This window comes from Flexivirga meconopsidis (genome assembly GCF_026162425.1).
Classification (GTDB): domain Bacteria; phylum Actinomycetota; class Actinomycetes; order Actinomycetales; family Dermatophilaceae; genus Flexivirga; species Flexivirga meconopsidis.
Genome location: NZ_JAOBQJ010000003.1, coordinates 266,721 through 293,421 on the forward strand (window position 1 = coordinate 266,721; position 26,701 = coordinate 293,421).

General features: G+C 68.0%; 25 protein-coding genes. 16 read left to right on the forward strand and 9 right to left on the reverse strand.

Annotation, left to right across the window (positions count from 1 at the left end; translation table 11 throughout):
• Positions 1 to 10: 10 nt before the first annotated feature.
• Entirely contained in the window at positions 11 to 1,729 is a 1,719-nt protein-coding gene (locus N2M23_RS11010) for an MFS transporter (protein ID WP_265445507.1), read from the forward strand.
• A 3-nt stretch (positions 1,730 to 1,732) separates the two neighbouring features.
• On the opposite strand, the gene N2M23_RS11015 is transcribed toward N2M23_RS11010, so the two are convergent.
• From N2M23_RS11015 to N2M23_RS11030, 4 genes are read right to left on the reverse strand one after another with little or no spacing between them, the layout of a single operon-like run.
• The gene (locus tag N2M23_RS11015; RefSeq protein ID WP_265445508.1) at positions 1,733 to 3,220 is read right to left on the reverse strand and encodes a flavin-containing monooxygenase; all 1,488 of its coding nucleotides are present in this window, start codon (positions 3,218 to 3,220) and stop codon (positions 1,733 to 1,735) included.
• Positions 3,221 to 3,266: 46 nt separating this feature from the next.
• Complete coding sequence (locus tag N2M23_RS11020; RefSeq protein ID WP_265445510.1) at positions 3,267 to 3,734, reverse strand: superinfection immunity protein; 468 nt, start codon at positions 3,732 to 3,734, stop codon at positions 3,267 to 3,269.
• Positions 3,735 to 3,771: 37 nt separating this feature from the next.
• Positions 3,772 to 5,364, reverse strand: coding sequence for an ABC transporter permease (locus tag N2M23_RS11025; RefSeq protein ID WP_265445512.1), 1,593 nt, complete (start codon positions 5,362 to 5,364; stop codon positions 3,772 to 3,774).
• On the reverse strand, positions 5,361 to 6,272 hold the full coding sequence (locus tag N2M23_RS11030) for an ABC transporter ATP-binding protein (RefSeq protein WP_265445513.1): 912 nt from the start codon (positions 6,270 to 6,272) through the stop codon (positions 5,361 to 5,363). The genes N2M23_RS11025 and N2M23_RS11030 overlap by 4 nt, the downstream gene beginning before the upstream one ends.
• A 76-nt stretch (positions 6,273 to 6,348) precedes the next feature.
• Between N2M23_RS11030 and N2M23_RS11035 the strand changes: the two genes are divergently transcribed.
• Both N2M23_RS11035 and N2M23_RS11040 read left to right on the forward strand, forming a co-directional pair.
• The gene (locus N2M23_RS11035; protein WP_265445515.1) at positions 6,349 to 6,831 is read left to right on the forward strand and encodes a GbsR/MarR family transcriptional regulator; all 483 of its coding nucleotides are present in this window, start codon (positions 6,349 to 6,351) and stop codon (positions 6,829 to 6,831) included.
• Between the two features lie 337 nt (positions 6,832 to 7,168).
• Complete coding sequence (locus N2M23_RS11040; protein WP_265446161.1) at positions 7,169 to 7,900, forward strand: SDR family oxidoreductase; 732 nt, start codon at positions 7,169 to 7,171, stop codon at positions 7,898 to 7,900.
• 3 nt (positions 7,901 to 7,903) lie between these two features.
• Here N2M23_RS11040 and N2M23_RS11045 read toward each other — a convergent pair whose 3' ends face one another.
• Genes N2M23_RS11045 through N2M23_RS11055 form a run of 3 tightly spaced genes read right to left on the reverse strand, consistent with a single transcriptional unit; the run spans position 7,904 to position 9,819 of the window.
• Positions 7,904 to 8,308: a RidA family protein gene (locus N2M23_RS11045; protein WP_265445517.1), complete on the reverse strand. Its 405-nt coding sequence runs from the start codon at positions 8,306 to 8,308 to the stop codon at positions 7,904 to 7,906.
• A 10-nt stretch (positions 8,309 to 8,318) separates the two neighbouring features.
• Entirely contained in the window at positions 8,319 to 9,026 is a 708-nt protein-coding gene (locus N2M23_RS11050) for a dienelactone hydrolase family protein (RefSeq protein WP_265445518.1), read from the reverse strand.
• 4 nt (positions 9,027 to 9,030) lie between these two features.
• Positions 9,031 to 9,819, reverse strand: coding sequence for an exodeoxyribonuclease III (locus N2M23_RS11055; RefSeq protein ID WP_265445520.1), 789 nt, complete (start codon positions 9,817 to 9,819; stop codon positions 9,031 to 9,033).
• Between the two features lie 32 nt (positions 9,820 to 9,851).
• On the opposite strand from N2M23_RS11055, the gene N2M23_RS11060 reads away from it, so the two are divergent.
• The 11 genes from N2M23_RS11060 (at position 9,852) to N2M23_RS11110 (ending at position 22,531) form a co-directional block, all read left to right on the forward strand.
• Positions 9,852 to 10,115, forward strand: a complete 264-nt coding sequence (locus tag N2M23_RS11060; protein WP_341870595.1) for a winged helix-turn-helix transcriptional regulator — start codon at positions 9,852 to 9,854, stop codon at positions 10,113 to 10,115.
• 49 nt (positions 10,116 to 10,164) lie between these two features.
• Positions 10,165 to 10,932, forward strand: coding sequence for an SDR family NAD(P)-dependent oxidoreductase (locus N2M23_RS11065; protein WP_265445524.1), 768 nt, complete (start codon positions 10,165 to 10,167; stop codon positions 10,930 to 10,932).
• A gap of 20 nt (positions 10,933 to 10,952) precedes the next feature.
• Positions 10,953 to 11,513, forward strand: coding sequence for an orotate phosphoribosyltransferase (gene pyrE, locus N2M23_RS11070; protein WP_265445525.1), 561 nt, complete (start codon positions 10,953 to 10,955; stop codon positions 11,511 to 11,513).
• A 182-nt stretch (positions 11,514 to 11,695) separates the two neighbouring features.
• Entirely contained in the window at positions 11,696 to 13,126 is a 1,431-nt protein-coding gene (locus tag N2M23_RS11075) for an MFS transporter (RefSeq protein WP_265445526.1), read from the forward strand.
• A complete protein-coding gene (locus tag N2M23_RS11080; RefSeq protein WP_265445528.1) occupies positions 13,126 to 15,216 on the forward strand; it encodes a molybdopterin oxidoreductase family protein in 2,091 nt (696 codons plus the stop codon). The genes N2M23_RS11075 and N2M23_RS11080 overlap by 1 nt, the downstream gene beginning before the upstream one ends.
• Positions 15,213 to 16,751, forward strand: coding sequence for an FAD-dependent oxidoreductase (locus tag N2M23_RS11085; RefSeq protein ID WP_265445530.1), 1,539 nt, complete (start codon positions 15,213 to 15,215; stop codon positions 16,749 to 16,751). The genes N2M23_RS11080 and N2M23_RS11085 overlap by 4 nt, the downstream gene beginning before the upstream one ends.
• Positions 16,748 to 19,297, forward strand: coding sequence for a nitrite reductase large subunit NirB (gene nirB / locus N2M23_RS11090; protein WP_265445532.1), 2,550 nt, complete (start codon positions 16,748 to 16,750; stop codon positions 19,295 to 19,297). Before N2M23_RS11085 ends, nirB begins: the two co-directional genes overlap by 4 nt.
• Positions 19,294 to 19,668, forward strand: a complete 375-nt coding sequence (gene nirD, locus N2M23_RS11095) for a nitrite reductase small subunit NirD (RefSeq protein WP_265445533.1) — start codon at positions 19,294 to 19,296, stop codon at positions 19,666 to 19,668. The genes nirB and nirD overlap by 4 nt, the downstream gene beginning before the upstream one ends.
• The gene (gene cobA, locus N2M23_RS11100; RefSeq protein ID WP_265445535.1) at positions 19,665 to 20,768 is read left to right on the forward strand and encodes a uroporphyrinogen-III C-methyltransferase; all 1,104 of its coding nucleotides are present in this window, start codon (positions 19,665 to 19,667) and stop codon (positions 20,766 to 20,768) included. The genes nirD and cobA overlap by 4 nt, the downstream gene beginning before the upstream one ends.
• A complete protein-coding gene (locus N2M23_RS11105) occupies positions 20,761 to 21,873 on the forward strand; it encodes a uroporphyrinogen-III synthase (protein WP_265445537.1) in 1,113 nt (370 codons plus the stop codon). The genes cobA and N2M23_RS11105 overlap by 8 nt, the downstream gene beginning before the upstream one ends.
• A complete protein-coding gene (locus tag N2M23_RS11110) occupies positions 21,839 to 22,531 on the forward strand; it encodes a sirohydrochlorin chelatase (protein WP_265445539.1) in 693 nt (230 codons plus the stop codon). The genes N2M23_RS11105 and N2M23_RS11110 overlap by 35 nt, the downstream gene beginning before the upstream one ends.
• Positions 22,532 to 22,619: 88 nt before the next feature.
• On the opposite strand, the gene N2M23_RS11115 is transcribed toward N2M23_RS11110, so the two are convergent.
• Together N2M23_RS11115 and N2M23_RS11120 are read right to left on the reverse strand one after the other, a co-directional pair.
• The gene (locus tag N2M23_RS11115) at positions 22,620 to 23,915 is read right to left on the reverse strand and encodes a hypothetical protein (RefSeq protein WP_265445541.1); all 1,296 of its coding nucleotides are present in this window, start codon (positions 23,913 to 23,915) and stop codon (positions 22,620 to 22,622) included.
• 138 nt (positions 23,916 to 24,053) lie between these two features.
• Positions 24,054 to 24,665, reverse strand: coding sequence for an ArsR/SmtB family transcription factor (locus N2M23_RS11120; RefSeq protein ID WP_265445543.1), 612 nt, complete (start codon positions 24,663 to 24,665; stop codon positions 24,054 to 24,056).
• Positions 24,666 to 24,759: 94 nt separating this feature from the next.
• Between N2M23_RS11120 and macS the strand changes: the two genes are divergently transcribed.
• Both macS and N2M23_RS11130 read left to right on the forward strand, forming a co-directional pair.
• Positions 24,760 to 25,923 (forward strand): MacS family sensor histidine kinase, encoded by a 1,164-nt coding sequence (macS, locus tag N2M23_RS20985; RefSeq protein ID WP_265445544.1) that lies wholly within the window; start codon positions 24,760 to 24,762, stop codon positions 25,921 to 25,923.
• Between the two features lie 33 nt (positions 25,924 to 25,956).
• Complete coding sequence (locus N2M23_RS11130) at positions 25,957 to 26,616, forward strand: response regulator (RefSeq protein ID WP_265445545.1); 660 nt, start codon at positions 25,957 to 25,959, stop codon at positions 26,614 to 26,616.
• Positions 26,617 to 26,701 lie beyond the last annotated feature (85 nt).

The following is a 26,701-nucleotide window of genomic DNA, read 5'->3' on the forward strand; positions in this document are numbered from 1 at the left end:
GACCCCGCCGATGCAATCACCAACTTCCGCACGCCCGCGCGCGCTGCTGGCGACCGCGTCTGTCGCCGTGGCGCTCGCCGCCGCCGACACGTATGTCGTGGTGCTCGCGCTGCAGGACATGATGAGCGGTGTCGGCCTCGGCGTCGATGCGCTGCAGAAGGCGACGCCGATCATCTCCGGCTTTCTGCTCGGCTACATCGCCGTGCTACCGCTCATTGGGCGACTCGCGGATCTCGTTGCACGACAACGGATCCTGATCGGCTGCCTGTTGCTCTTCGTCGTCGGTTCGGCGGTCACCGCGATCTCGGTCGACCTGTCGGTCATGGTGGCCGGGCGGTTCCTGCAGGGGGTCGGCGGCGGCGGTCTGGTGCCCGCCACGCTGGCACTCGTCGCCGATCTCTGGCCACCGGGCAAGCGCGGCACGCCACTCGGGGTGGTCGGTGCCGTCCAGGAGATCGGCAGCGTCATCGGCCCGCTGCTCGGCGCGCTGGTCCTGGCGATCGGCGACTGGCGAATGATCTTCTGGCTCAACACTTTTGCCGGGCTGGCGCTCGCCGCGGCGATCCTCGTCGTCGGCGGCCACGGAGCGCCCTCCGCCGATGACGGTCCACGCGTGCCGTGGTGGTGGTCCCTGCTCACTGCGGTCGCCGCCCTTGCTGCCTTCGTGCTGCTCGGCCTCGCCCTGTGGGCCCCCGACTCGTTGACCACCTCGATCCGGTGGGGCGGTCCGTTCGTCCCGTATGGCGACAGCTCCGCCCGCCTGATGACCCAGATCGGCGTGTGGGGTCTGATCGCGCTGGCCGTCCTGATCGCCCTCTCGGTGCGCTACTGGTGGCGCACGGTGCGCCGCATCGACGTGCTGGGCGCCCTGCTGATCGCGCTGGCGCTCGGCGCCCTGGTGCTGACCTTCGCCGCGTCCAACCCGGAGAAGCAGGTCGTGGGGCCGATGGGCTACTGGCTGCTGCCGGTCGCGGTGATCGCCGCCGCGCTCTACGCGTGGCGGCAACGGACGGCAGCCTCGCCGCTGATCGCGCGTGGCGTGGTCGTCGGTCGGGTCCGTCCGGCGCTGCTGGTGTCACTGTGCGTCGGCACCGCGATCGTCGCGATCGTCGTGGACATCCCGGTGCTTGCCCGGCTGACCGTCACCTCCTCGCAGACGGAGGCGGCCCTGATCCTGCTGCGCTTCCTGGTGGCCGTGCCGGTCGGTGCGCTCCTCGGGGGCTGGCTGCTGCGGCGGCTCGGCCCGGCATACGTCGCGGCGCCGGGGCTGCTGATCAGCGCGCTGGCGCTCTTCCAGATGTCCACCTGGGGCGCGAATACCCTTGACTCCTGGCCGCTTCCGTCCACGATGCTCGCGCTCGCAGGTCTTGGTGTCGGCGTCGCGATCGCACCGGTCAACGACGCCGCTCTGTATGACGCGCCGCGCTCCGCGCACGGTGTCGCCTCGTCATTGGTGGTCGTCGCCCGGATGATCGGCATGGTCGTCGGCCTCGCGCTGCTGACCGCGATCGGGCTGCACCGCTTCTATGCGCGGGTGCAGTCGCTCAGCAACCCGAGCGAGGAGACGGTGACTGCTGCGGGCATCGTGCAGGTGCAGACGGTCTTCCTCGGCGCGGCGATCGTCGCGCTCGTCGCGGCTGCTGTGGCGTTGCTGCTCGGTCGCCAGGTGAGCGAGGTGGCCGACGAGCCCGCGGCGCGCGGCATCGGGGACGTCGCGCTCGACGATTGACGATCAGCCGTCCAGCGCGCCGGTGAACTCGTAGTCGACGAGTTCGGGCCCGGCGAGCTTGCGCTCGTATTCCACGACCGAGCCCGGCCAGAGGGTGCGGTTGCGACCCTCCTCGTCGAGATACCAGCTGGTGCAGCCACCGGACTGCCAGACGGTCGCCTTGCTGCGCTCATCGAGCTGCGCCATGTGTGCCGGCACCACCTGCGGCCGCACCGTGACGGCGGTCGCGCCGCGGTGGTCGCGGGCGTCGAGCAGCTTTGTCACCAATCCGATCTGCGCCTCGATCATCAGCACCACCGAGGTGTGCCCGAGCCCGGTGTTCGGGCCGAGCAGGAGGAACAGGTTGGGGTAGTGCGGCACGGTGACGCCGTAGTAGGACTCGATGCCGGCATCCCAATCGGCCTCCAGGGTGTGCCCCGCGAGGCCGGTCACATTGAGGTGCCGGTAGGAGCCGCTGACGTCGAAACCCGTTGCCAGCACGAGCACGTCGAGGTCATGGTGTGCGCCGTCGGCCGTGGTCACCCCGGTCGCGTCCGCGCCGGTGATCGACGAGGTCTCGACCGAGACATTGTCACGGGCCAGCGCCGGGAAGTAGGTGTTGGACATCGTGATGCGCTTGCAGCCCATCGTGTAGTCCGGCGTCAGCTTGGCCCGTAGCTGCGGATCCTTCACCGCCGAACGCATATGTGCCAGAGCGGCTTTCGAGGCTGCCTTCAGCAGGAGCGGTTGTTTGGTGAAGGCGAGCACGCGCAGCTCGTTCGCCGCCTTGATCTTTGCCCGGTGGGCCTTCATCAGCCACGGGCGCTTCTCGTAGGCGTCGACCAGCCACTCCGGATAGGCCGGGTCGACCTTCGGCAGCACCCAGATCGGTGTGCGCTGGAAGACCGTCAGGTGTTTGGCATCCTCAGCCAGGTGCGGAATCGCTTGCACCCCACTGCATCCGGTGCCGATGATGCCGACGCGTCTGTCGATCATGGTGGCGCCGGGATCCCAGGCGGCGGTGTGCATCACCTCGCCCTGGAAGGACTCGATGCCGGGTATGTCGGGCAGCACCGGGTCGTGCAGTGCGCCCACCCCGAGCACGACGGCGCCGGCGACTAGCTGATAGCTGTCGCCGTCCGGGGTGCCGACGGTTACGTGCCATGCGCCAAGACCCTCGTCAAACGTCATCCGCTGGACGGTGCTGCGCAACCGGATGCTGTCACGCAGGCCGTACTTCTCGACGCAGTAGAGCAGGTAGTCCTGGATCTCGTCGGAGGTCGCGTAGGCGCGTGACCAGTAGGGGTTGGGTTCGAACGAGAAGGAGTAGAGGTGGCTCGGGACATCGCACGCGCAGCCCGGATAGCGGTTGTCCCGCCAGGTGCCGCCGATCTCGTCGGCCTTCTCCAGGATGACGTAGTCCCGTCCGGATCGCTGGGCGGCGATTGCCATGCCGATGCCGGAAAAACCGGACCCGACGATGACCAGGTCGTGGTCGACGCGCGCACTCATGACGCCAACGTTACTTCGCGGCGGGTTGACTGCGGGAGAGCCGCCCTCAGCGAGGCGGCGGCCCGTATGGCGCCTGGTTGACCACCAGGACGTTGGTCTGCTGGTCGGCACCGCACGCCATCACCAGCGAGACGACCCAGCCGATGAACGACCAGCCCAACAGGAAGTTGAGCAGGAAGATCGCGCCCATGTTGGACCGGTTGCGGGTGACCGCGACCGCCCAGGGCAGCAGGTAGAAGAAGGTGATGACCGCGAGGATCCAGGCGAACACCACCAGACCGGTCGACACCGGCGGCCGGGCCGTCGACACCATCGGTGCGGGCAGGTATGCCGGTGGCGGGTACTGCTGCTGCGGCCAGCCCTGCTGCTGCTGCGGGCCGTTGTATGGCGCGACGGCGTGCGGCGGGTAAGGCTGCGGGTAGGGCTCGTGCTGCTTGGGTGGCTGTTGCGGAAGATGCTGCGTCGGCGCGACCGGCGCGTGTGCCTGTGTCGGGTGTGGCTCGTCATACGACATGTGATGCCCCCTGGCTGTTTTGTCGTGTGCCGTGACTCTAGCCCTCAGGGGTGACATCGCGGCGCCTGAACAGCGCGACCGCCACCGTCGTGAGCAGCGCCGCGACCACCAGGAGAAGGCCGAGCGGCAGCAGATCGTCGGTGGACGCGCCGCCCACCGGAGGCAGCTGCCGGAACGGCGAGAGGTCGAGCAGCCAGTCAGGCAAGGAGATCACCGCACCAAACCACTGGAGTGCGACCAGCACGCCGAGCACGATGAGACCGAGGCGGCTCCACGCGCCGCCGAGACCGACTCCCAGTGCGGCGACGCCGATGACGGTCCACACCGCCGGCAGCGCGCCGATCGACGACACGAGGATGGCGCCGACGTCGTTGCGTGCGCCACCGGCGAGCACGTAGGCACCGGCGAGGCCGGCGCCGAAGAGCATCAGCAGGGCGACGGCCCCGAGGAGCGCCCAGGTGAGATGCCCGAGGATGAGCTGCTCTCGTCGTACGGCAGCCGCCAGCAGCTGTTCCGCCCGGCCCGTCGCCTCCTCGCGGCTGAGCACGCCGAGTGCCAGGACGCCGTGTGCGGCCAGCACGACGGCGGCGATCGGGATGATCGCGGCGAAATAGACGTCGAGCAGAGTTGAGCCACCGCCCATCCGGCGCAGCATGTCCACCGCGGAGCCGGAGTCCTTGAGCAGGTCGAGCAGGCCGGAGGTGATGGCGCCGAGGGTGATGCCGGCGACGAGCGCCCCGATCATCCACGAGATCAGCGATCCGCGCTGCAAGCGGGCGGTCAGTCCGGCGAGGCCGGAGAGGTTGCCAGTGGCCGGGCCGAGCCGCGGCTGCACCACACCGGCGCCGAGGTCACGCCGCGACTCCAGCGCGAGTGCGATGACGAAAAGGATCGCGGTCGTCGGCACGAAAAGCAGGAGCACGAGCGGCCGTTCGTCGGCATACGGTCCGGCCTGCTGGGCGATGCCGATGGGGGACAACCAGGACAGGAAGCCCAAACGCGCGTTGCTGTCGCCGATCGCCCGCAGCAGGTATGCCGCGCCAAGCGTCGCACCGACCACGCCGCGTGCCGGACCGACGCGTTCGAAGACCTGCGCGGCCACGGCGCCGACGCCGGCGAAGAACAGTAGGCAACCGGCCGCACCCATTCCGGTGATTAACGAGCCACTCAGTGAAAGTCCCTGTGCCGCAAGCAATCCCGCCGTGATGACGGAGATCACGATGGACCAGCCGAGGCTGGCGAGGGCCGTTGTCGCGAGCGCAGTATGGCGGCCGAGCACGCCCGCACGCAGCAACTCGGTGCGCCCGGCTTCCTCCTCGGCGCGGGTGTGCCGCAGCAGGGTGAAGCCACCGACGAATCCAGCGAGCAGGCAGGTGAATCCGAGGACCCTCCAGGCCTGAAAGCCCCCCGCGTTGGACAGGTCGAAGGCCGGTCCGTAGAGCGCGAGCAGGGAGGGGTTGGCGTTCACCGTCGCGGTGGCCGACGCCTGTTCGGCGGCGGTCGGGTAGACGGTTTCGTAGGTGCCGACCGTGGCGGTGGGCATCGCGATCAGGATCGCCGTCCAGAGTGGCCACCAGATGCGGTCGCGGCGCAGCTCGAGTCGCAAGTAGGGCAGCAAACCGGTTGTCATCGTGTCGAATCCGACTCGTAGTAGGTGAGGAAGAGGTCTTCCAAGCTGGGTGGTGTGCAGGTGAGACTCTCAAGGCCGAGCGCGCCGAGTTGTTGCACGAGCGGTCCGACTGCGGTCGGGTCGGCCTGAGCCGCGACCTGAGTGCCGTCGTCGACGGGTGCGGTGCTGAGCTCGTGCACCCCGACGAGGCCGCGGAGTGCTTGCTCGTCCGGGGATTTGCGCACGACCGCCTCGACCTTCGAGCGCCCGAGGTGGCGCAAGTCGCTGAGCGTGCCGGAATCGATCGTCCGACCGGCCCGGATGATCGTCACCCGATCGCAGAGCCGCTCGACCTCGGAGAGGATGTGGCTGGAGAGCAGCACCGTGCGGCCGAGCTCCTTCTCCTCGGCGAGCGTGTCGCTGAAAGCCTTCTCCATCAACGGATCCAGGCCACTCGTGGGTTCGTCGAGGATGAGCAGATCGGCATCGGAGGAGAAGGCGGCGACCAGTGCGACCTTCTGCCGGTTCCCCTTGCTGTAGGTCCGGCTCTTCTTGCGTGTATCGAGCTCGAATCGCTCGATCAGCTGTGCTCGGCGGTCGCGATCGAGGCTGCCGTGCATCCGACCGAGCACGTCGATCACCTCTCCACCACTCAAGCTCGGCCAGAGGTTCACATCGCCGGGGACGTAGGCCAGGCGTCGGTGGAGGGAGGCGGCGTCCCGCCACGGGTCGCCGCCGAGCAGGGTAGCGGTCCCACCGTCCGCCCGACTCACCCCGAGCAGGGTGCGGATGGTCGTGGACTTCCCCGCGCCGTTGGGTCCGAGGAAGCCGTGCACCTCGCCGGTGCTCACCTGGAGGTCGAGGCCGTCCAGGGCGGTGGTGCGGCCGAATCTCTTGACGAGGCCCTGCACGTCGATTGCTGTCGTCATACTCCCGACTGTAGCTAAGTTTCAGTAATTTGTGAAACATAGAAAACTAGCAAAACATGACCTATCCTCCGCAGGTATGACGCCTCGCAGCCGCCGATCGCCCGCACCGGCTGCAGCGCGCCGTGCCTTCGTCGAGACACTCGGTGACGAACTCACGAGGGCCGGCATGAACCGTATGGCGGCCCGGGTCTTCGCCGCTCTCGTCTCGACGGACGAAGGACGCCTGACCGCCGCCGACCTGCAGGAGTCGCTGCATGCCAGCGCCGGCGCGATCTCCGGGGCGGTGCGCTATCTCGAGCAGGTGCACATGGTCGAGCGCTCGCGGCCATTGGGCAGCCGCCGCGACGAATTCAGCGTCGCCGACGACATCTGGTACGAAGGCCTGCTGCACCGTGGATCGGTGATTGACCGGTGGCACGAGGTGATGTCCGACGGCGCGGTGCAACTCGGCGCGGACACTCCTGCCGGCGAGCGACTTGCGCAGATGGCCGACTTCTTCGCGTTCTTGCAGGTGGAGATGCCCGCGCTGCTGGAGAAGTGGCGCTCGCAGCGCGGCTGAGTCGGACGGGGCGTGCATAAGTCGAAACGGTTGCGGGTTGTGCGCGCTGCTGGGGCAGGGGGCGTGCATAAGTCGAAACGGTTGCGGGTTGTGCGTGCTGTTGGGGGCAGGGGGCGTGCATAAGTCGAAACGGTTGCGGGTTGTGCGTGCTGTTGGGGGTGGGGGCGTGCATAAGTCGAAACGGTTGCGGGTTGTGCGCGCTGTTGGAGAAGTGGCGCTCGCAGCGCGGTTGAATCCTTCCGGAGCGTCACGTCGCATTCGTGCCAGCGCTCCGCCGTCGGATCGGGTTCCATCGTCGCTAGTTGGTGCCGGGTCGGCCGGCCACGGAGAGGCTGCTGTGCGAGTTGCGTTGGTAACCGGGGGAAATCGGGGCATCGGGATGGAGGTGGCGCGGGGTCTAGCTGCTGCCGGTCATCACGTTGTGATCGGGTCGCGGAACCGTGCGACGGGTCAGTGCGTCGCGGACGACATTGTGAAGCAAGCAGGTTCGGCCGGTGCAGTCCAGTTGGATGTGACGGATGCGACGGAGGTCACTGCTGCTGCCGATCGAATCGGGCAGGCGCACGGTCGACTCGACGTTCTAGTGAACAACGCAGGTGTCTTGCCGGAAGCCCGTGGCGATGCCGCGGAAGTTATCGACGTGCGGCTGTTCCGAGAGACGTTCGAAACAAACCTCTTCGGCGCCGTCTCGGTCACCGAGGCATTTCTGCCGCTACTACGAGCTGGCGATGCCGGCCGCATCGTTAATGTCAGCACGATCATGGGCTCGCTGACCGATCAGACCGATCCGAGCTCGCCCTACTACGCGCTGACGATGCCGGCCTACCAGGCGTCGAAGGCCGCGCTGAACAACGTGACGATCGCGTTGGCGAAGCAACTGGTGCAGACGCCCATCAAGGTCACCTCGGTCTGTCCGGGGTTCGTGCAGACCGACCTCACCCCGATGAACCGCAGCCAGGCGCCGCTCACTGCTGCGCAGGCGGCCGAGATCGTCATACGGGCAGCGACACTGCCGGCAGAAGCGGAGAGCGGGACGTTCGTCGATGCCGACGGCCCCGTCCCCTGGTGAAGCTCAGGCAGGTAGCGCCGCGACTGCCTCCAGCTCCACCAGCTGGTCCGGATAGCCGAGCACGCTCACGCCGGTGAGCGTGCTGGGCACGTCGTGGTCACCGAACGCCTTCGCCACCACGTCCCAAGCGCTGACCAGATCGTCACGAGAAGTCGTCGCGACCAGGACTCTGGTGTAAATGACGTCCTGCAGGGTGGCACCGGCGTCCTGCATCGCCGTCAACAGATTGGCGACGCACTGCCGCGCCTGACCGGCCACGTCACCGATCGCCACTGTTGCGCCGTCCGCATCGAGAGGGCACGCACCGGCGAAATAGACTGGACGAGAAGCAGTTTCGGTTGTCGCGGCATACGCGTAGGGGGCGGTGTCGGACAGCGCCGACGAACGGATCAGCTGCACGGGACTCATGCTCGCCAGCCTATGGAGTCAGCATTTCCCGAGCGAGCCATTTGATCCAGTCGGCGATCTCGGACTCGGCGATCGGCGTCGCGTGCCGTCCGGCGGCCTGGATCGCGCGTTTGCCGCTGCCCCCGAAGCACTCGAACAGTGCCAGCTGACCCTCCAGCGGAAAGATCTCGTCGTCCTGCTGCACGTGCAACAGGACCGGTGCGGTGATCCGCGTGGCGGCTTCCGCGTGCCGCCGTGGGGTGTCGAGAGCTGCCAAAGACGGTGGAGCTGCACGCAGGCCGAATTTGCCGAAAACCGCGCAACGCAAGCGCTGTTCGAGGGCAGCCGCAAGAGGTATGCCGAACCGCGCACCCATCGAGAGCCCCACGACGCCGACTCGGTCGGGGTCGATGCTGCCGCGTGCGGCCAGCAGGTCGAGCCCGGTCAGCCAGTCGCCGGTCATCCGGTCGAGCACGACGTCCATGCCGGTGCGCGCCAGCCGGGTCTGGTAGTCGCCGGACCCGGGTGCGGCCGCGCGTTCGCCATGCAATGGCCCGTCGATCGCGTATGACGCAACGCCCTCTCGCGCAAGGCGATTGGCGAGGTCCAGGTTGCGCGCCGACAGCTTGTGACCGCTGCCACCGTGACCGAGCAACACCACCGGCGGGGGAGGAGCCGACGGGTCGGTCGCCGAGGGTGCCCAGAACACCCCCGGCGCCGGGCCGCCAACGACCTCCACCTGGTCAGTCCAGCGTGACCAGCACCGGGGCGTGATCGGAGGCGCCCTTGCCCTTGCGCTCCTCGCGGTCGATCTCGGCGTGTGTCACGCGCTCGGCCAGCGCGGGGGAGCCGAGCGCGAAGTCGATGCGCATGCCCTGTCGCTTCGGGAAGCGCAATTGCGTGTAATCCCAGTAGGTGTAGACGCCAGGGCCGGGTGTGTAAGGCCGGACCAGGTCGGCGAAGCCGGCGTCGACGACCGCGCGGAATGCCGCTCGCTCCGGCGCGGTGACGTGGGTCTTGCCCTCGAAAAACTCCACGCTCCAGACGTCTTCGTCGGTCGGCGCGATGTTCCAGTCGCCCGCGAGCAGGATCTGCGCGTCGTCCTGCTCGGCCAGCCAGCCCGCCGCGGCGTCCCGCAGCTTGGCCAGCCAATCGAGTTTGTAGGCGTAGTGCGGGTGTCCGACCTCGCGACCGTTGGGCACGTAGAGCGACCACACCCGCATGCCGTCGACCGTTGCGCCGATCGCGCGCGCCTCGGCGACTGCCGGGTCGCCATACATCGGCATGTTGGGGAAACCGACCTCGACGTCGTCCAGCCCGGCGCGGGAGACGATCGCGACGCCGTTCCACTGGTTGAGGCCGTGCATCGCGACGTCATAGCCGGCAGCGCTGAGCGGCAGCACCGGGAACTGGTCGTCGCGGCACTTGGTCTCCTGTAGCAGCAGCACGTCCAAGTCGTGCCGCTGCAGCACCTCGACGACGCGGTCGATGCGAGAGCGGATGGAGTTGACGTTCCAGGTCGCGATGCGCACGGCCCCAACCTACGTGGCTTTAGTTGGCGACGGTGAACCCGCGTCCGGCGGTGCTCGACCGAGTCGGAGACAAGTGGACCGTGCTGGTCGTCAGCGCCCTGGCCGATGGTCCGATGCGCTTCACCGCGCTGGACGACCGGATCGGGGGCCCGAGTGTGCCGCCGCACGTCGAATACGAACTCACCGACCTCGGCCGGTCCCTGCGCGAGCCGATCGACGTGCTGCGCGACTGGGCGGAGCAGCACATCGCCTCGGTGGTCGCGCACCGCGAGGGATTCGACGACGTTTCCGCATAGACTCCCGGGCGTATCTACGCTGACCCGACAGATGGGCGGAGAAATCCCTATGGCCACCGCACTCGTCACCGGCGCGAGCGCCGGCATCGGCAAGACCTTCGCCACCGAACTCGCGTCCCGCGGACACGACCTGGTGGTTGTCGCACGCAACAAGCAACGACTCGAGGAGCTGAAGGCGCAGCTTGAGCAGCGACACAACGTCGCGGTCGAGGTCCTGCCGGCCGATCTCAGCGAGCGACTCGACGTGCAACTGGTGGCCGACCGGCTTGCCGACCCGGCGCGACCGGTCGACCTGCTGGTCAACAACGCCGGATACGGATTGAAGAAGTCGTTCCTGCAGAACGACATTCGCGACGAGGAGGAGTTGCTCGCCGTGCTCGTCCGGTCCGTCGTCGTGCTCTCCCACGCCGCCGCCACCGCCATGCGCGAACGTGGCCACGGCGCGATCATCAACGTCTCGTCGGTCGCCGGTTTCCTCGCGTCCGGCACCTACTCGGCGGCCAAGTCCTACGTCACGGTCTTCTCCGAGTCGCTCGCCGGCGAGCTCAAGGGCAGCGGGGTCACCGTCACCGCGCTGTGCCCGGGTTTCACCCGCACCGAGTTTCACGACCGAGCCGGCATCAAGGGCCAGGGCGCACCCGATTTCATGTGGTTGCAGGCGGATTCGCTGGTGAAAGAGTGCTTGGACGACGTCGACAAGGGCAAGGTCGTGTCGATCCCGGGCATCCAGTACAAGCTCGCTGCCGGGGCGTTGCGGGTGCTGCCACGGCCGATCGTGCGCACCGGCAAGCTGGTCCGCCGGCACCGTCCCAAGTAATGGAAGGACATGATGCAGCCATGACCGACAACGCGATCCAGACCATCCGCGACACCCTGCTCGAGCTGATCAAGCAGCAGGCGGTCGTGCACCAGCGGGTGACGCTCTCCTCGGGCAAAGAGGCCGATTACTACGTCGATCTGCGCCGCATCACCCTCTCCGGAGTCGCCGCGCCGCTCGTCGGTCAGGTGATGCTCGACCTCACCAAGGACCTGTCGTATGACGCGGCCGGCGGCCTGACCATGGGCGCGGACCCGGTTGCCACCTCGATGTTGCACGCCGCCGCGGCCGACGGTCGCTCCCTGGACGCGTTCGTAGTGCGCAAGGCGGGCAAGGCGCACGGATTGCAGCAGCGCATCGAAGGCCCGTCGATCAAGGGCCGGCGCGTCGTCGTCGTCGAAGACACTTCCACGACAGGCGGATCCGCGCTCGAAGCGGTGAAGGCCGTGCGCGAGGCGGGCGGTGAAGTGGTCGCCGTCGCGGTCATCGCCGACCGCGACACCGGCGCGCGCGAGCGCATCGAGGCCGAAGGCGTGACCTATCTCACGGCATACGGCCTGTCGGAGCTCGGACTGGCCTGACCTGCCGCGTTTGCGCAGGTCAACGCCCCTGCTGCCCGACGTCTCACACGCCGCGCGGCACAGCCGTGAGGCAGCGGTGACGTCCAGGTAACACGGGCGCGACACCCGCCGAAACACGTCGTTCCTACCTTCGTCCGGCAAGAGCCCGTCACCCGGCGGGCGCCTGCCTCACGGAGGACCACATGGCTGCGACGGCGCAAACGCGCACGCTGGCACCGCCCACCGACCACGGTCTGGTGCACGGCCCGGGCCGCTGGATCAGCGGCTGGGACCCGGAGCACCGCGGCCAGTGGGAGACGGCCGGTCGCCGCACGGCCCGCCGCAATCTGACCGCCTCGGTCTACGCCGAGTTCCTCGGCTTCGGCGTCTTCGCGCTGTGGAGCATCGTCGTGCCCCAGCTGCCCAGGTACGGCTACACCGGCGCATCGGCGCTCACCGACAGCCAGCAGTTCTGGCTGCTGTCGATCCCGACCTTGGTCGGGGCAGCGTTGCGGATTCCTTACTCGCTCGCTGTTCCCCGCTTCGGCGGCCGCAACTGGACGATCGTCTCTGCGTTGCTCCTGCTGATGCCGACGATCGGTCTCGCGCTCGCGATCGGGATGCACGCAGGCTTCCCCATCCTTCTGACGATGGCGGCGCTCGCCGGTTTCGGCGGTGGCAATTTCGCCTCGTCGATGACCAACATCTCCTTCTTCTACCGCGACGCGGAGAAGGGAAAAGCGTTGGGCATCAACGCAGCCGGCGGCAACATCGGCACGGCGGCGGTGCAGTTCGCAGTGCCGGTCGTGATCACCCTGGGCGCGGCCTACTCGACCGGCCGCCCCAACCTGCCGGTCGCCGGGTGGCTCTTCGTCCCCCTCGTGCTGATCGCGGCGGTCTGGGCGTGGCGCCGGATGGACAACCTCAGTGAGGCACGCTCCGAGCCAGGCACGTATGCCGCGGCAGTGCGCGCCACACACACCTGGGTGTTGTCCTTCATCTACTTCGGCACGTTCGGCTCGTTCATCGGCTTCGCCGGCGCGTTCCCGAAGATCATGAACGACGCATTCCCGGGCAGGGGCAGCTACGTGATCCTCGGCGCCGGAGTCACCCTCGCCTTCCTCGGCGCGTTCGTGGGGTCGCTGTCCCGACCGCTCGGCGGTGTCGTTGCCGATCGGCTGAGCGGCTGGCTGGTCACGGTCGTGTCGTTCCTGGCGATGGGCGTCGGTGCGCTGGGCGTGATCGAAGCGTTGCAGGCGAAGAGCTTCGGTTGGTTCATGGTGACCTTCCTGTGGATGTTCGTCTTCACCGGCATCGGCAACGGGTCCATCTACCGGATGATCCCGGCCGTATTCGCAGCAACCGCAACCGATTCGAGCGTGGCTGCCCGCCATACGGCTCGGAAGGTCGCGGCGGGTGCCATCGGGATCGTCGGAGCGATCGGTGCCTTCGGCGGCTTCGTGATCCCGCAGGCGTTCTCAATCGCGAAGTCGCACAGCATCGACGCGGCGCACCCCACCGGCACGATCATCCCGGCGCTGTGGCTCCTCGTCGTGCTGTATGCCGTGATGGCGCTGGTCACCTGGGCCGTCTACGGCGGCAAGCGCGCCTACCTCAGGGGTGCACGCATCTGATGCCTGTCGAAACCCATTGCCCCTACTGCGCATTGCAATGCGCGATGACGCTCACGCCAACGACTGGCGGCGGGGTCGAGGTAGCTCCTCGCGACTTCCCGACCAATCGTGGTGGCCTCTGCCAGAAGGGCTGGACATCTGCCACGGTGTTGACTAGCCCCGACCGGCTCACCACGCCGTTGGTGCGGGACGCTCACGGCGCGTTGACCCAGGCGAGCTGGGAGCAGGCCTACGAGCGCATCGTGGCCGGAGTCCGCGCTGCGCAGCAGGCTGCCGGAAAGGATGCGGTCGCGGTCTTCGGCGGAGGTGGGCTCACCAACGAAAAGTCCTACACCATAGGCAAATTCGCCCGCGCCGCGCTCGGCACTTCTCGGATCGACTACAACGGCCGGTTCTGCATGTCGTCCGCCGCGGCCGCCGGCGGTCGGGCCTTCGGGTTGGACCGGGGTCTGCCGTTCCCACTCGCCGATCTCGGTGGCGCGGCCAGCGTGCTGCTGGTCGGCAGCAACCTCGCCGAGACGATGCCGCCATCCGTGCAGCATCTGGCGGGCGTGCGCCGGCGCGGCGGACTCATCGTCGTCGATCCGCGGCGATCGGCAACGGCTGCGCTGACCGAGGACGGCGGCGGCATACATCTGCAGCCGCTGCCGGGCGCGGACATCGTCGTGCTGCTCGGCCTGCTGCACCTACTGGTCGCGGCGGGCGACACGGACGAGGGCTATCTGGCCGGTCGTGTCGACGGTTGGGCGGAGGTGAAGGCGAGTTGTGCTCTCTGGTGGCCCGAACGGGTCGAGCGGGTCACCGGCATACCGACTGACGAACTACGAGCGGCTGCAAGACTTTTCGCCGCGGCGGCGCCCGGCAACGGAGGTGCCGGCGCCTACCTGCTCACCGGTCGCGGCGCGGAGCAGCACGCTCATGGCACCGACACGGTCACCGCGGCTATCAACCTGGCGCTCGCGCTCGGACTCGTCGGACGAGTCGGATCCGGCTACGGGTGCGTGACCGGACAGGGCAACGGTCAGGGTGGCCGAGAGCACGGTCAGAAGGCCGACCAGCTGCCGGGATATCGCAAGATCGACGACCCGGCGGCGCGAGCACACGTCGCGGCGGTGTGGGGCGTGGAGGAGGAGGCCCTGCCAGGAGCGGGGCTTCCGGCCGTCGAACTGCTCGATGCCCTCGGCCTGCCCGGTGGCCCGAGCGTGCTGTTCGTGCACGGCGCAAACCCCGCCGTCAGCGGCCCGGACGCCGGCCACGTGCGGGAGCGTCTCGCCGCACTGGACCTGCTGGTGGTCGCCGACTTCGTGTTGTCAGAGACGGCGCAACTGGCCGATGTGGTGCTACCGGTGCCGCAATGGGCCGAGGAAGAGGGCACGATGACCTCGTTGGAAGGTCGGGTGCTGCGCCGACGACGTGCTGCAGCGTCACCCCCTGAGGTTCGTGACGAGTTGCAGATCTGGCACGACCTAGCCCAACTGCTCGGATCGCCAGCCCATTTCGAGACCGATCCGGACCGGGTGATGGACGAGCTCGCCCGCGCCAGCAGCGGGGGAGTGGCCGACTACGGCGGCGTCGCCCACGGCCGATTGGACGGCGGCGAGCCGGTGTTCTGGCCGTGCCCGGACCTCGACCATCCTGGCACCCCGCGCCTGTTCCTCGACCGCTTCGCGACGCCCAACGGGCGTGCTCGCATGGTCGCGGTCACGCCCCGACCGGTCGACGACGACCTGCGGCCGGACGCACCGGTCCATCTCATCACCGGGCGTCTGCTGCAGCACTACCAATCGGGCGCGCAGACCCGGCTGGTGCCGGAGCTCATGCGCGGCGAACCGAGGGCATTCGTGCAGGTGCATCCCGTGCTGGCCGAACGGCTCGGTGTCGAGGAGGGCGCCGATCTGCGCGTCACCTCATCCCGTGGCACAGTGACCGCACCCGCCCGGCTCTCGACCGACATCCGACCGGATTGCGTCTTCGTGCCGTTCCACTTCCCCGGTGAGCAGAGCGTCAATCTGCTCACCAATCCCGCCACCGACCCGATCTCCGGCATGCCGGAGTTCAAGGTCTGCGCCGTCCAGGTCGTTCCCGCATGAGCACGTGCACGCAGCGCATCGTGGTGATTGGACACGGCATGGTCGCCGCTCGGCTGCTGGACCAAATAGGCCGGGACGCAACCGAACACACGCAACTCGGCATCACCGTCCTCGGCGCGGAACCGCACCGTCCCTACAACCGGCTCCTGCTCGGCGAAGTGCTCGCCGGACGGACCGACCTCGGCGGGCTGACCCTGCCCGATCCGACGATCCACGACGGCATCACACTCCGGGTATGCCGCGGTGTCACCGCAGTTCGCATCGATCGGACCGCGCGGCTGGTGTATGCCGACGACGGCAGCGTCCACCCCTACGACCGCGTCGTCTTCGCGACCGGCGCTGAACCACGCATTCCGGTGAACACCTCGCAGCCACAAGGAGTGCGCGCGTTGCGCGACCTCGACGACTGTCGCGAGCTGCTCGCCGCGACCGCGCACCTGCGGCACGTCACGGTCGTCGGCGGTGGCCTGCTCGGCATTGAGTTGGCCTGTGCTTTGCGCACCCGCGGTCTCGAGGTGGCACTCGTGCACCGCGGCGAGCACCTCATGGACCGGCAACTCCCCGCCGATGCGGCGACCGTCGTGCGAGATCAGCTGTCACAGCTGGGGATTCACGTGCACACCGGCATCGAGGACACGACCGCGCATCACGAGCAGGACCGGCTCAGCTCAGTCCTGTTGTCCGACGGCACCGAGCACCGGACCGATCTGGTCGTCGCCAGCGCCGGTGTGCAACCTCGCACCGCGCTCGCCGCGGAGGCAGGGCTGCCGGTGCGTGACGGCATCGTGGTCGGTGACGACCTTTGCAGCCCAGCCGATCCATCGATGGCCGCGATCGGTGACTGCGCCGAGACAGCCGACGGCTGTCCCGGTCTGCTCGCGCCGGGTTGGGAGCAGGCCGACCGACTTGCCCGATCCTTGCTCGGCCAGCCGGATCCTCCTGCCCGGCAAGCAGATCCGATGATCGTGAAGCTGAAGGCAGTGGGGTTGGACGTCCTGACGGTCGGTGAGACGTCCCTCCCGATGCCCGGTGCCCGCACGGTCAGCCTGCACGACCCTCAAGGCGGCCGGTCCGTCCAGGTCACCGTGGACGGTGGTCGAGTGGTGGCCGCGGTGTGTGTCGGTGCGCCGAAGGTCGCGGCAGAGCTGACGCTCAGCTACGAGCGCGCCACGGTGATACCCGTCGACCCGGCACTGCTGCTCGTGCCGGCTGCCACCACGGCAGCTGTGCCGATCAGCGACAACCCGACCACGATGCCGTCGGCAGCAACTGTGTGCCGGTGCAACGGCGTCGACAAGAAGATGATCATCGATGCCCACCTCGCCGGTGCTCGTGATCTGGCGGCGATCGCTGCCCGCACCCGCGCCACCACCGGATGCGGCGGCTGCCGTGAGGTCGTGTGCGGCCTCCTGGAGTGGATGGATCAGGCGAACCCACCCGACCGCGATGTTGCACAGCCGAAACATGACGGCAACGGCACCGGAAACACGCCGTTCGTAGATTCTCCGGAACAAGCACAGGAGGCGTCCCGATGAGTGAACTCGTAAAGCACGTCGTGGTGATCGGCGGTGGCATGGTGGCCCACCGCTTCGTCGAGGCGCTGCGTAGCCGGGGCGAGTCCGGACTGTGGCGGGTGACCGTGATCGCCGATGAGCCGCGTCCGCCATACGACCGGGTAGCGCTCACCACCTACTTCACCGGGCGCGATCCAGAAGACCTGCACCTGGGTGACGACGCCCTCTGGCAAGACCCAATGGTCAATCTGCGCAAGGGGATCCGAGCAACTCACATCGATCGCGACGGTCGTCAGGTGAGGCTGGCAACCGGTGAGACGATCGACTACGACCACCTGGTGCTCGCCACGGGCTCGTACGCCGCACTGCCACCGGTCGAGGGCAACGACCTGCGCGGCTGCTTCGTCTACCGCACCATCGACGACGTCGCCGCCCTCCGTGGGTATGTCGAGGCGCTTCGTCGCGAACGCCCCGGGCAGCCGGTCCGCGGCGCGGTCGTCGGCGGCGGACTGCTCGGTCTGGAGGCTGCCGGAGCCCTGCGTGAGCTGGGTGCGCAGAGCACGGTGGTCGAGTTTGCCCCGCGCCTCATGCCACTGCAGGTCGACGACGGCGGCGGGGCCCAGCTGCGCTCCCTCATCGAGGCGCTCGACGTCCAGGTGCGCACCGGCACGGCAACCGCCAAGGTGCTGGGGGCCCGACGCGGCCTGGTCACCGGGATGCGATTTGCCGACGGGCCCGACCTGGACGTCGACGTGGTTGTCTTCGCCACGGGCGTGCGACCGCGCGACGAGCTCGCTCGAAGCGCCGGCCTCGCCGTCGGTGAACGCGGCGGAGTAGTGGTCGATTTGAGTTGTGGGACAACGGATTCGGCGATCTCCGCAATCGGCGAGGTCGCGTGCATCGACGGTCGCGTGTGGGGTCTGGTCGCACCCGGCTACGCGATGGCCGAGGTCGTCGCCGACCGCTTGCTCGGTGGGAGCGCGACCTTCCCCGGCGCCGACTCGTCGACCAAACTGAAGCTGCTCGGTGTCGACGTGGCCTCCTTCGGCGACGCGTTCGCCACCGCGCCGGGCTGCCTCGAAGTCGTCTACGCCGATGCGGTTGCCGGCGTCTACAAGAAGCTGGTCGTCTCCGATGACGCGCGCACTCTGCTCGGCGGCATTCTCGTCGGCGACGCATCGTCATACGCAGCTCTCCGCCCGCTGGTCGGCACCGAGCTCGCGGCCGACCCGAGCGTCTATCTGGTCCCGGACACCGGGGGACTCCCGCTCGGCGATGACCTGCCCGACGAGGCGACGGTCTGCTCGTGCAACAACGTGAGCGCCGCCCAGGTGCGTGGCGCAGTGACTGACGGCGGATGCTGTTCGCTGGCCGAGGTGAAAAGCTGCACGAAGGCCGGAACCAGTTGCGGCTCTTGCCTTCCCCTGGTCAAGAAGCTCGCCGACACGGCGCTGGAGGCTGCGGGTGTCGCGGTGAGCCGCGGCCTCTGCGAGCACTTCGAGTTGACCCGCGCCGAGCTCTTCAACGCCGTGCAGGTCACCGGTGCCCGCACGTTCAGCGAGATCGTGGAGCGGCACGGGCGCGGTCGAGGCTGCGACATCTGCAAACCGGTGGTCGCCTCGGTCCTCGCCAGCCTGTATGGCGGCCACATCCTCGACGGGGAACAGGGCACTCTGCAGGACACCAATGACCACATGCTGGCCAATCTGCAGAAGGACGGCACCTATTCGGTGGTGCCGCGCATTCCTGGCGGTGAGGTCACTCCCGAGGGATTGATCGAAATCGGCCGGATCGCAAAGGATTTCGATCTCTACACCAAGATCACCGGAGGTCAGCGCATTGACATGTTCGGCGCACGGGTCGAGCAGCTCCCGTTGATCTGGCGCCGGTTGGTCGATGCCGGTTTCGAGAGCGGTCACGCCTATGGCAAGTCGCTGCGCACGGTGAAGTCGTGCGTCGGTCAGAGCTGGTGCCGATACGGCGTGCAGGATTCGGTGGCGATGGCGATCAGGCTCGAATTGCGTTATCGCGGACTGCGATCGCCGCACAAACTCAAGCTCGGGGTCTCTGGCTGTGCGCGTGAGTGTGCAGAGGCACGGGGCAAGGACGCCGGGGTCATTGCGACCGAGAAGGGCTGGAACCTCTACGTAGGGGGCAACGGCGGCTTCACGCCCCGGCACGCTCAGCTGCTTGCCGAGGATCTCGACGACGAGGGGCTGATCCGGGCGATCGACCGGTTCTTCGTCTACTACATTCGCACCGCCGACCGGCTGCAGCGCACGGCTCCCTGGTTGGAGGAGCTGCCCGGCGGCATCGACCACCTGCGTGACGTAGTGCTGGACGACGCGCTCGGAATCGCCGCCGATCTGGACGCTGCCATGGAGCAGCATGTTGCGTCATACAGTGACGAATGGCGGGACGTGCTGGAGGATCCCGAGAAGCTTGCGCGGTTCACCTCGTTCGTGAACGCGACAGACGTGCCCGATCCCACGCTGCGCTACGAGCAGGAGCGCGGGCAGCGCCGACCGGTGCTGGTCGCCGGGGACCGGATCGAGGTCCGCGGATGACCTGGCACGCCGTCAGCCCGCTCGATGCACTCCCACGGGACCGCGCGGTCGCTGCACTGCTCGACGACCACCAGATCGCCCTGGTGCGTCTTGCCGACGACCAAGTCTTCGCGGTGGACCATCTGGACCCGTTCAGCGGTGCCCATGTGATGGCGCGCGGCATCGTCGGCAGTGCGACGGTGGACGGCGTCGAGGTGCCAACCCTCAGTTCGCCGATGTTCAAGCAGGCGTTCGATCTGCGCACCGGCAGGTGCCTGGCCGATGACAGCAAGTGTCTTGCGATCTGGGACGTGCGTCTGCGAGATGGGATGATCGAGGTTCGGTCGCGTGTTCCCGGTGCGGCCGAGGACCGACCCGAGGTGGCTTCATGACCGAATTCGTCGCACTTGACCTGACCGGCCGTCGCACCGTGGTCGTCGGCGGCGGCCCCCGCTCCGCGCAGCGGGTGTCGGTGCTGCTGGCCGAGGGCGCCCTCGTGCGGGTCGTCGCGCCGGCCCTCTGCGAAGAACTTCAGGCCATGTATGCCGAGCCGGCCTCCTTCGACTGGACTGCCCGCGAGGTGGAGCCGGCCGATCTTGACGACGCCTGGTGGGTGGCGGCACCGGACGCGACGGTCGCCGAGCGCGCCGCGATCGACGGATGGGCCGCGCAGCGACGGGTCTTCGTGGAGCAGCAAACGGCCCGGGTGCTGGATCAAGGTGATCTCGACACCCTGGTCACCGAGTCGGCGATCTCCTTGCGGCGCATGGAAGCCGGCGGGAAGGTGGTGCTGGTCGGCGGCGGCCCCGGTGCGGACGATCTGATCACCGTCCGCGGTCGGCGCGAGCTCGCCCGCGCGGACGTCGTCATCACCGATCGGCTGGCTCCCGTCGGACTGCTTCGCGCACTCGGCTCGACCGCGGAGATCATCGACGTCGGCAAGACCCCGCACCACCACCCGGTGCCGCAGGCCGAGATCAACGACCTGCTGATCGAGCGTGCTCGACGTGGCGACTACGTCGTACGGCTCAAGGGAGGGGACCCGTTCCTGCTCGGCCGCGGCGGCGAGGAGATGCTCGCCTGTCGCGCGGCGGGAGTGCCGGTCGAGGTGGTGCCGGGCGTGACCTCGGCCTTCGCCGCTCCGGCGGCTGCCGACGTCCCGGTCACCCATCGTGGGGTTGCGCACGGGGTGCTGGTGATCTCGGGTCACGACGATCTCGACGTGCCGACCCTTGCCGCCTGGCAACAGACGATCGTCGTGCTGATGGGGATGGGGCGCCTGCGTGAGCTGGCGGTTTCACTCGTCCGGGCCGGAAAGCCGGGCCAGACACCGGTGACCGTCGTGCACCGCGCTTGGACACCAGAGCAGCGCGTCGTGACCGGCGACCTGGACACCATCGCCGACCGGGTCGCCGATGCCGGTGTGGGCAATCCCTCGGCCATCGTCATCGGCGACGTCACGCGCGTGTTCGACGAGAGCGACGATGGCTGATCTGCAGGGCTGCCGGATCGTGCTCACCGGACAACGGCGGTCAGCAGAGCTCGCTGCCGCACTGGAACGCCGTGGAGCGACCGTCGACCACGCGGCAACGCTGTCCGTGGTCCCGCACGTTGACGATGCCGAACTCCTTTCGCGCACCAGGGAACTCATCGCCTCCCCACCTGACTGGGTGATCATCACCACCGGCGTCGGCTTCACCGGCTGGATGGAGGCTGCGGACGCCGCCGGCCTGGCCGCCCCGCTGGTGGACCTGCTGAGCCACGCCCGGCTGGTGGCGCGCGGGCCGAAGGCGCGCGGTGCGTTGCAGGCGGCCGGACTGACCGCCGACTGGGTTGCCGAGTCCGAGACCAGCGCGGAGATTCGTGATTTCCTGCTCACCGAGGGGGTAGCGGGACGACGCATCGCTGTGCAGCACCACGGAGCCGGCGCGGACGGGCTGGACGAGGCATTCGATGAAGCCGGCGCCGACGTGTGCTCGCTGGTCGTCTACCGGTGGGGACCCGCCCCCGACCCGGCGGCGGTCGTCGACGCGGTGCACCGTGTCGCGCGGCAGGATTGCGACGCTGTCACCTTCACCGCTGCCCCCGGTGCTGCGGCCTTCCTGGACGCCGCCGAACGGGAGGGCGTCTTGGCCGATGTTGTCTCCGCGTTCGCCGATCCAGCGGGTGTGCTGGCCGCTGCTGTCGGTGACACGACCGCAAAACCGTTGCGGGACAAGGGCATCGAGCCATTGGTGCCGGACCGCTTCCGGATGGGCGCACTCGTGCGGGTGCTGGTCGCCGAGTTGGTCGAGCGTCGTGGGCTGCGCGTGCAGACGGCCGCCGGTGAGCTGCGGCTGCTCAGCGGTGCCGCGTTGCTCGATGGACAGGTGCTCGCCCTTTCGCCGGCCAGCCTCGCGGTGCTGCGGGTGCTCGCCGAGGCAGGCGGTGCGGTGGTGTCCCGCGCCGACATTCTCGCCTCGCTACCGGGTGGGTCGACCGACCTGCACGCCGCCGAGATGGCGGTCTCGCGGCTCCGGGAGACGACGCGCGGGCACGATCTGATCACTACCGTGGTGAAACGTGGTTACCGACTCGACGTTCGCCAACTCGCCTGACCGCGCCCTCGTCCTGGTCGCGCACGGCACTGACAGCCTGGCGGGTCGTCTGGTCGTCACCGAGCTGCGCGACAAGGTGGCGACGCTCCTTCCGGCGGTGCGGGTCGTCGACGCCTACGTCGACGTGCAGCAACCGTCGCTGTCCGAAACGGTGAAATCGCTTGCCGGCGAAGATGTTCCGACTGTTGTGATCCCGCTTCTGTTGTCCGCGGGCTACCACATGCAGGTTGACGTCGCTGACGCCGTGGGCACCTACCCCGGCGCCGTCGGGGCGAGCTCACTCGGGCCGCATCCAGTGCTCGCGCAGGTGCTGCGCGACCGTCTCATCGGTGCCGGCGCCTTGCCCGACAAGCCAGTGGTGCTCGCGGTTGCCGGATCGTCTCGCTCCGAAGGGGCGCGTGACGCGCGGCGCGCTGCGTCATACCTGCAGGAGGTGTGGGGTGGCCCGGTGAGCCTCGGATACCTCTCTGCCGCAACGCCTTCGGTCGATGAGGTAGTGGCGCGGACACCCGATGCGGCGGTCGCGAGCTACCTGATCGGTCCAGGCTTCTTCCACGACCGGTTACGCGCCCTCGACGTGGCCGTGACCGATCCGCTCGGTGCCGACGACCGCATCGCAAGACTCGTCGTCGAGAGTTATCGCAAGCTTGCGACCTGACTGAATTCGACACTGTCGGCTCGCGACATGAGGCAGCGGCGTCCACCGGGCCGAATCGGTGGACGCCGCTCGTCGTGGAGCCGCCGAGTTACTTGGCGGCGGCTCGATATGCCTCGATCGAGGTCGGGGCGTCCGGCTTCACCAGCTCCGGCAGCACCTTGTCGAACTTGGTCGCGAGTCGCATGCTCGGCAGCACCCGGTATGGATTGTCGGAGTAGGCGACGACCGCCGCACCCCAGGCCGAGGCCGCCTTGCGCTGGTTGGGCGTGCCGTGGTGACCGGCATTGTCAAAGGAGCAGTCACCCACGTCGTAGAACGACTCCTCGGTCTGCAGGACCTGCTTCGGGTTCATCGCCAGCCCCTTCTTGTGGGTGACGAAGTAGGTGCTGAAGGAGTCCGCCATCAACTCGGTGCGACGGGTCGCTTCCGGACCCGTCAGATCGGTGTTGTCGAAGAGGCCGTCCTCGTACTGCACATGGTGCGCCATCTCGTGACCGAGCACTGCCTTCGGCCCAACCTGGTTGAGTCCCAAGGCTTTCAGCGCGGCAAGGATGCCATCGCCGAAGACCATCTTGTCCTTCTGCTTGCGGATCACCGGGTCTGGGTCGCCCTTGCCGGTGAAGGCGAATGCGTTCAGGGTGAAGATCGGGTTCTTGCCGTTCCTGAGCGCGTTGTCGGACTTGACCATGGTGATGATGTCCCGCGCAATGTCTGTCGCGTCGGCGGCGCCCACGCCATACATGTACTGCACGGTGGAGGCGAGGCGGTTCTCGTCGACGACCATCTCACCGTGCATCGCCATCAGCTGCACGTCGTTCAGCCGGACATCCCAGAAGCGCTGCGCGGTGCCGAACGTCGAGGTCAACGAATCCTGGTATGCCGGAAGTAGCTGGTAACCCGCGCCGTTGGAGGTGCCGAACAAGATCGCGTCGTATGTCGGGGCATCCAGCGCGCCGAGCATGCTGAGCAGTTGCAGGTTGCCGGCGTCGACATTGGCGAGGATCGAGTCGACGTAGGCATCCAGCTTGGTCGGGCCGCAGTCGTACTGGGTCGGGTCGATCACGTTGGCGGACGCCTTGCCGGCGGCAGCGGCCTTGGCCAACTTGCTGCGCAGAGCACGCTCGACCGGCGACTCGTCGATCTTCAGCTTCGCCCGAGCGGCGTCGCGACGAGACTGCCAGTCGGCCGGCAGCTTCTGCACGATGCGGTCGTAGATCTTCTTGGTGTCGACAGTCTTGGCGGCGCGCGAGCCGGCGAAGGCATCCGAACTCTTGGTCACGGGACCGTCGTCAGTCGCCCCGTGGGCCGACGGCGCGATCGCGCCGCTGAGCGAGACGGTCAGGGCGGTCAGCGCCGTGAACGCGTAGACGCGAGTGTTCTTCAAGATGTTTCCCTCTCCCTGGAACGGGCCACGACGAATGCTGCGGCCCGGCCACATGCTCACCCGAGGAGAGCGCCCCAGATCGGAGGTCTTACCGAGTCGAGACCAAGTCCTTAACAAACACTGAATGTTGTCTGGGTGTCAGTCGACGGCGGAGTCGTCGTTCTGCGCCGGGTGCGGGATGCTCAGCCAATAGATGTCGCGCTCGGTCGCGCCCTCCGGTCGATGCCCGCCGCGGCGGCGCTCATCGAAGCGGCGCACCGCATCGGACACCACCTGGTCGAGTTGATCGGCCTCCTCGTCGGTCAGCCACGCACCGCGGACCTGACTGATCGTCGCGTGTTCCTCCGGGTCGTTGCGATCGATCAGCTGCTGGATGCTCGCGGCCAGCCGACGAAGGAACCCATCGAGCATCGACCCGGCGATCGAGGACGCGCCATCGCCCCAGGCGGAGTCCTGGATGGTGATGGACTCAGCGGCCATTCGCCAGGGACGTTCACGGCCATCCGGGGAGTCGACCCGCTCCACGACGCCCCATCGCTCCATCGCCCGGAGGTGGTAACTCATGGCGGACGGGGAGATGCCGCTCAGCCGGGCGGCTTCGGTGGCAGTGAGCACGCGGCCACCGCTCAGGTGATCGAGCAGATCCTGGCGCACCTCGTGTGCCAGCATCCGCATCGCGCGCGGGTCGGTAAGCGTCAGGACCCGTCCCGGGCGTGTGCCACCCTCGCCAGTCTCCCCCTCGCTGACCATGCGCTCCTGCCTCCTCTGCAAGGACGTGAAGTCGTCGTTCGTGGCACATCGTGCCTCACCAAGCGTCAGATGTGGTGCTCTAACCTCAGAAACCGTGGATCCCATTGCGGCCGAGCGCGAATCGAACGCGATGCTGCCGTTCTGGCGCGGAGCTCAAGTATTTCGGTTCGCGTCGGTGGTGTATGCCGTGGGTGCCCAGGTCGTCTCGGTCAACGCTGAGACGACCAAGGGCTCGGGAGTGCCGGCATACAGCCATCCGACGATCAGTTGGGCCCTGATCGCATTACTCATTATCTGGTCCGGTCTTGCGGGTCTGGTCTACGCGTTCGACCTGGCGCCGAAGCGCCCTATGGTGATCGCCGAGATCTTCGTCACAGCAGGGCTGATCGCGTCGACGATGTGGGTGGTCCGGCCGGAGTACTACCACCACCATCAGAGTCTGCCGTCGACTTTCTGGGTGACCAACGTGGTCGTGTCGATCGCGCTGCTGTGGGGGCCCATCGCGGGTGGTGTTGCGGGAGTGAGTTTTTCGGTTTTCAGTTTGGCAGTCGAGGATCAGTTGAAGAACTTCGTCACCGACGCCACCACCCCGATCCTGCTCACGGTGGGGGTCACCCTGGGCATCGGCGCCAGCATCGTGTCGCGGGCGCAACGACAGTTCGAGCTCGCGGTGCGGATGCAGGCGGCGACCCAGGAGCGGGAGCGGCTCGCCCGTGAGGTGCACGACGGCGTGCTGCAGGTGCTCGCCCTCATGCGGCGCCGTGGTGCCGGTGGTGACGGTGACACCGCCGAGCTCGCCGCTCTTGCCGGTGAGCAGGAGCGCGCGCTGCGCTCGCTCCTCAGCCAACAGTCGCAAGCGCCAGGCGCCGGACGCGCGACCGATCTGCGTAGCCGGTTGCAAGCGGATCTGCCTCCGGAGGTTGCGTTTTCGGCACCTGCCAACGCGGTCGAACTGCCCGAGACCGTCGTCACCGAGCTGCTGGCGATGGTGCGGACTGCTCTGGACAACACCGCCCGTCACGCGGGGGAGGAGGCACGATCGTTCGTGCTCCTCGAGGATCTTGGTGACGAGGTCGTGCTCACCGTCCGGGATGACGGCGTCGGCATCCAGGACGGCCGGCTGGCCGAGGCCGAAGCGCAAGGCCGGATGGGAGTCAGCAAGTCGATCCGTGGACGCATCGAATCCATCGGTGGCACAGTCCATCTCGACACCGCACCCGACCTCGGCACCGAATGGGAAGTGCACGTTCGGCGATGACAGCGCCGCCGGTGACCGGGCAGGATGTCGAATATGAGTGACCAGGGGAGCACGACCGTGATGGTGGTTGACGACCACCCGATGTGGCGCGACGGGGTCAGCCGCGACCTGGAGGCGTCGGGTTTCACGGTCGTTGCGACCGCAGACAGCGTCGCGGCAGCGGGCCAGCGCGCCAAGGCGACCCAGCCGGCCGTCGTGCTCATGGACATGCAACTGCCGGACGGCAACGGTGCCGACGCGACGGCTGCGGTGCTCGAAGCCGCCCCGCAGGCGAACGTGCTGGTCCTTTCTGCATCCTCCGAGCGCGACGACGTGCTCGATGCGGTCAAGGCCGGCGCCTGCGGCTACCTGGTCAAGAGCGCCTCAGCGGCAGAGCTCATCGACGCCGTCAACGCCACTGCCGCGGGGCAAGCGGTCTTCACTCCGGGGCTGGCCGGCCTGGTGTTGGGCGAATACCGCCGTATGTCGAACCAGCCGCCGGCGCCGGACGGTCCGCAGCTGCCGAGCCTGACTCCGCGCGAGACCGAGGTGCTGCGGTTGGTCGCGAAGGGTTTGTCCGCCAAGCAGATCGCCCGGCGCCTCGACCTCAGCCACCGCACCGTCGAGAACCATGTGCAGGCCACGCTGCGCAAGCTGCAACTGAGCAATCGCATCGAGCTGACCCGCTACGCGATCGAGCAAGGGCTGGACTGACCGGTTCCACTACTTGTCGGCAAGTCCCTACGCCGACTGAGTAGTCGTACTCAGGCCCACGCCGCATCCGGCGAACAGGCTTGTG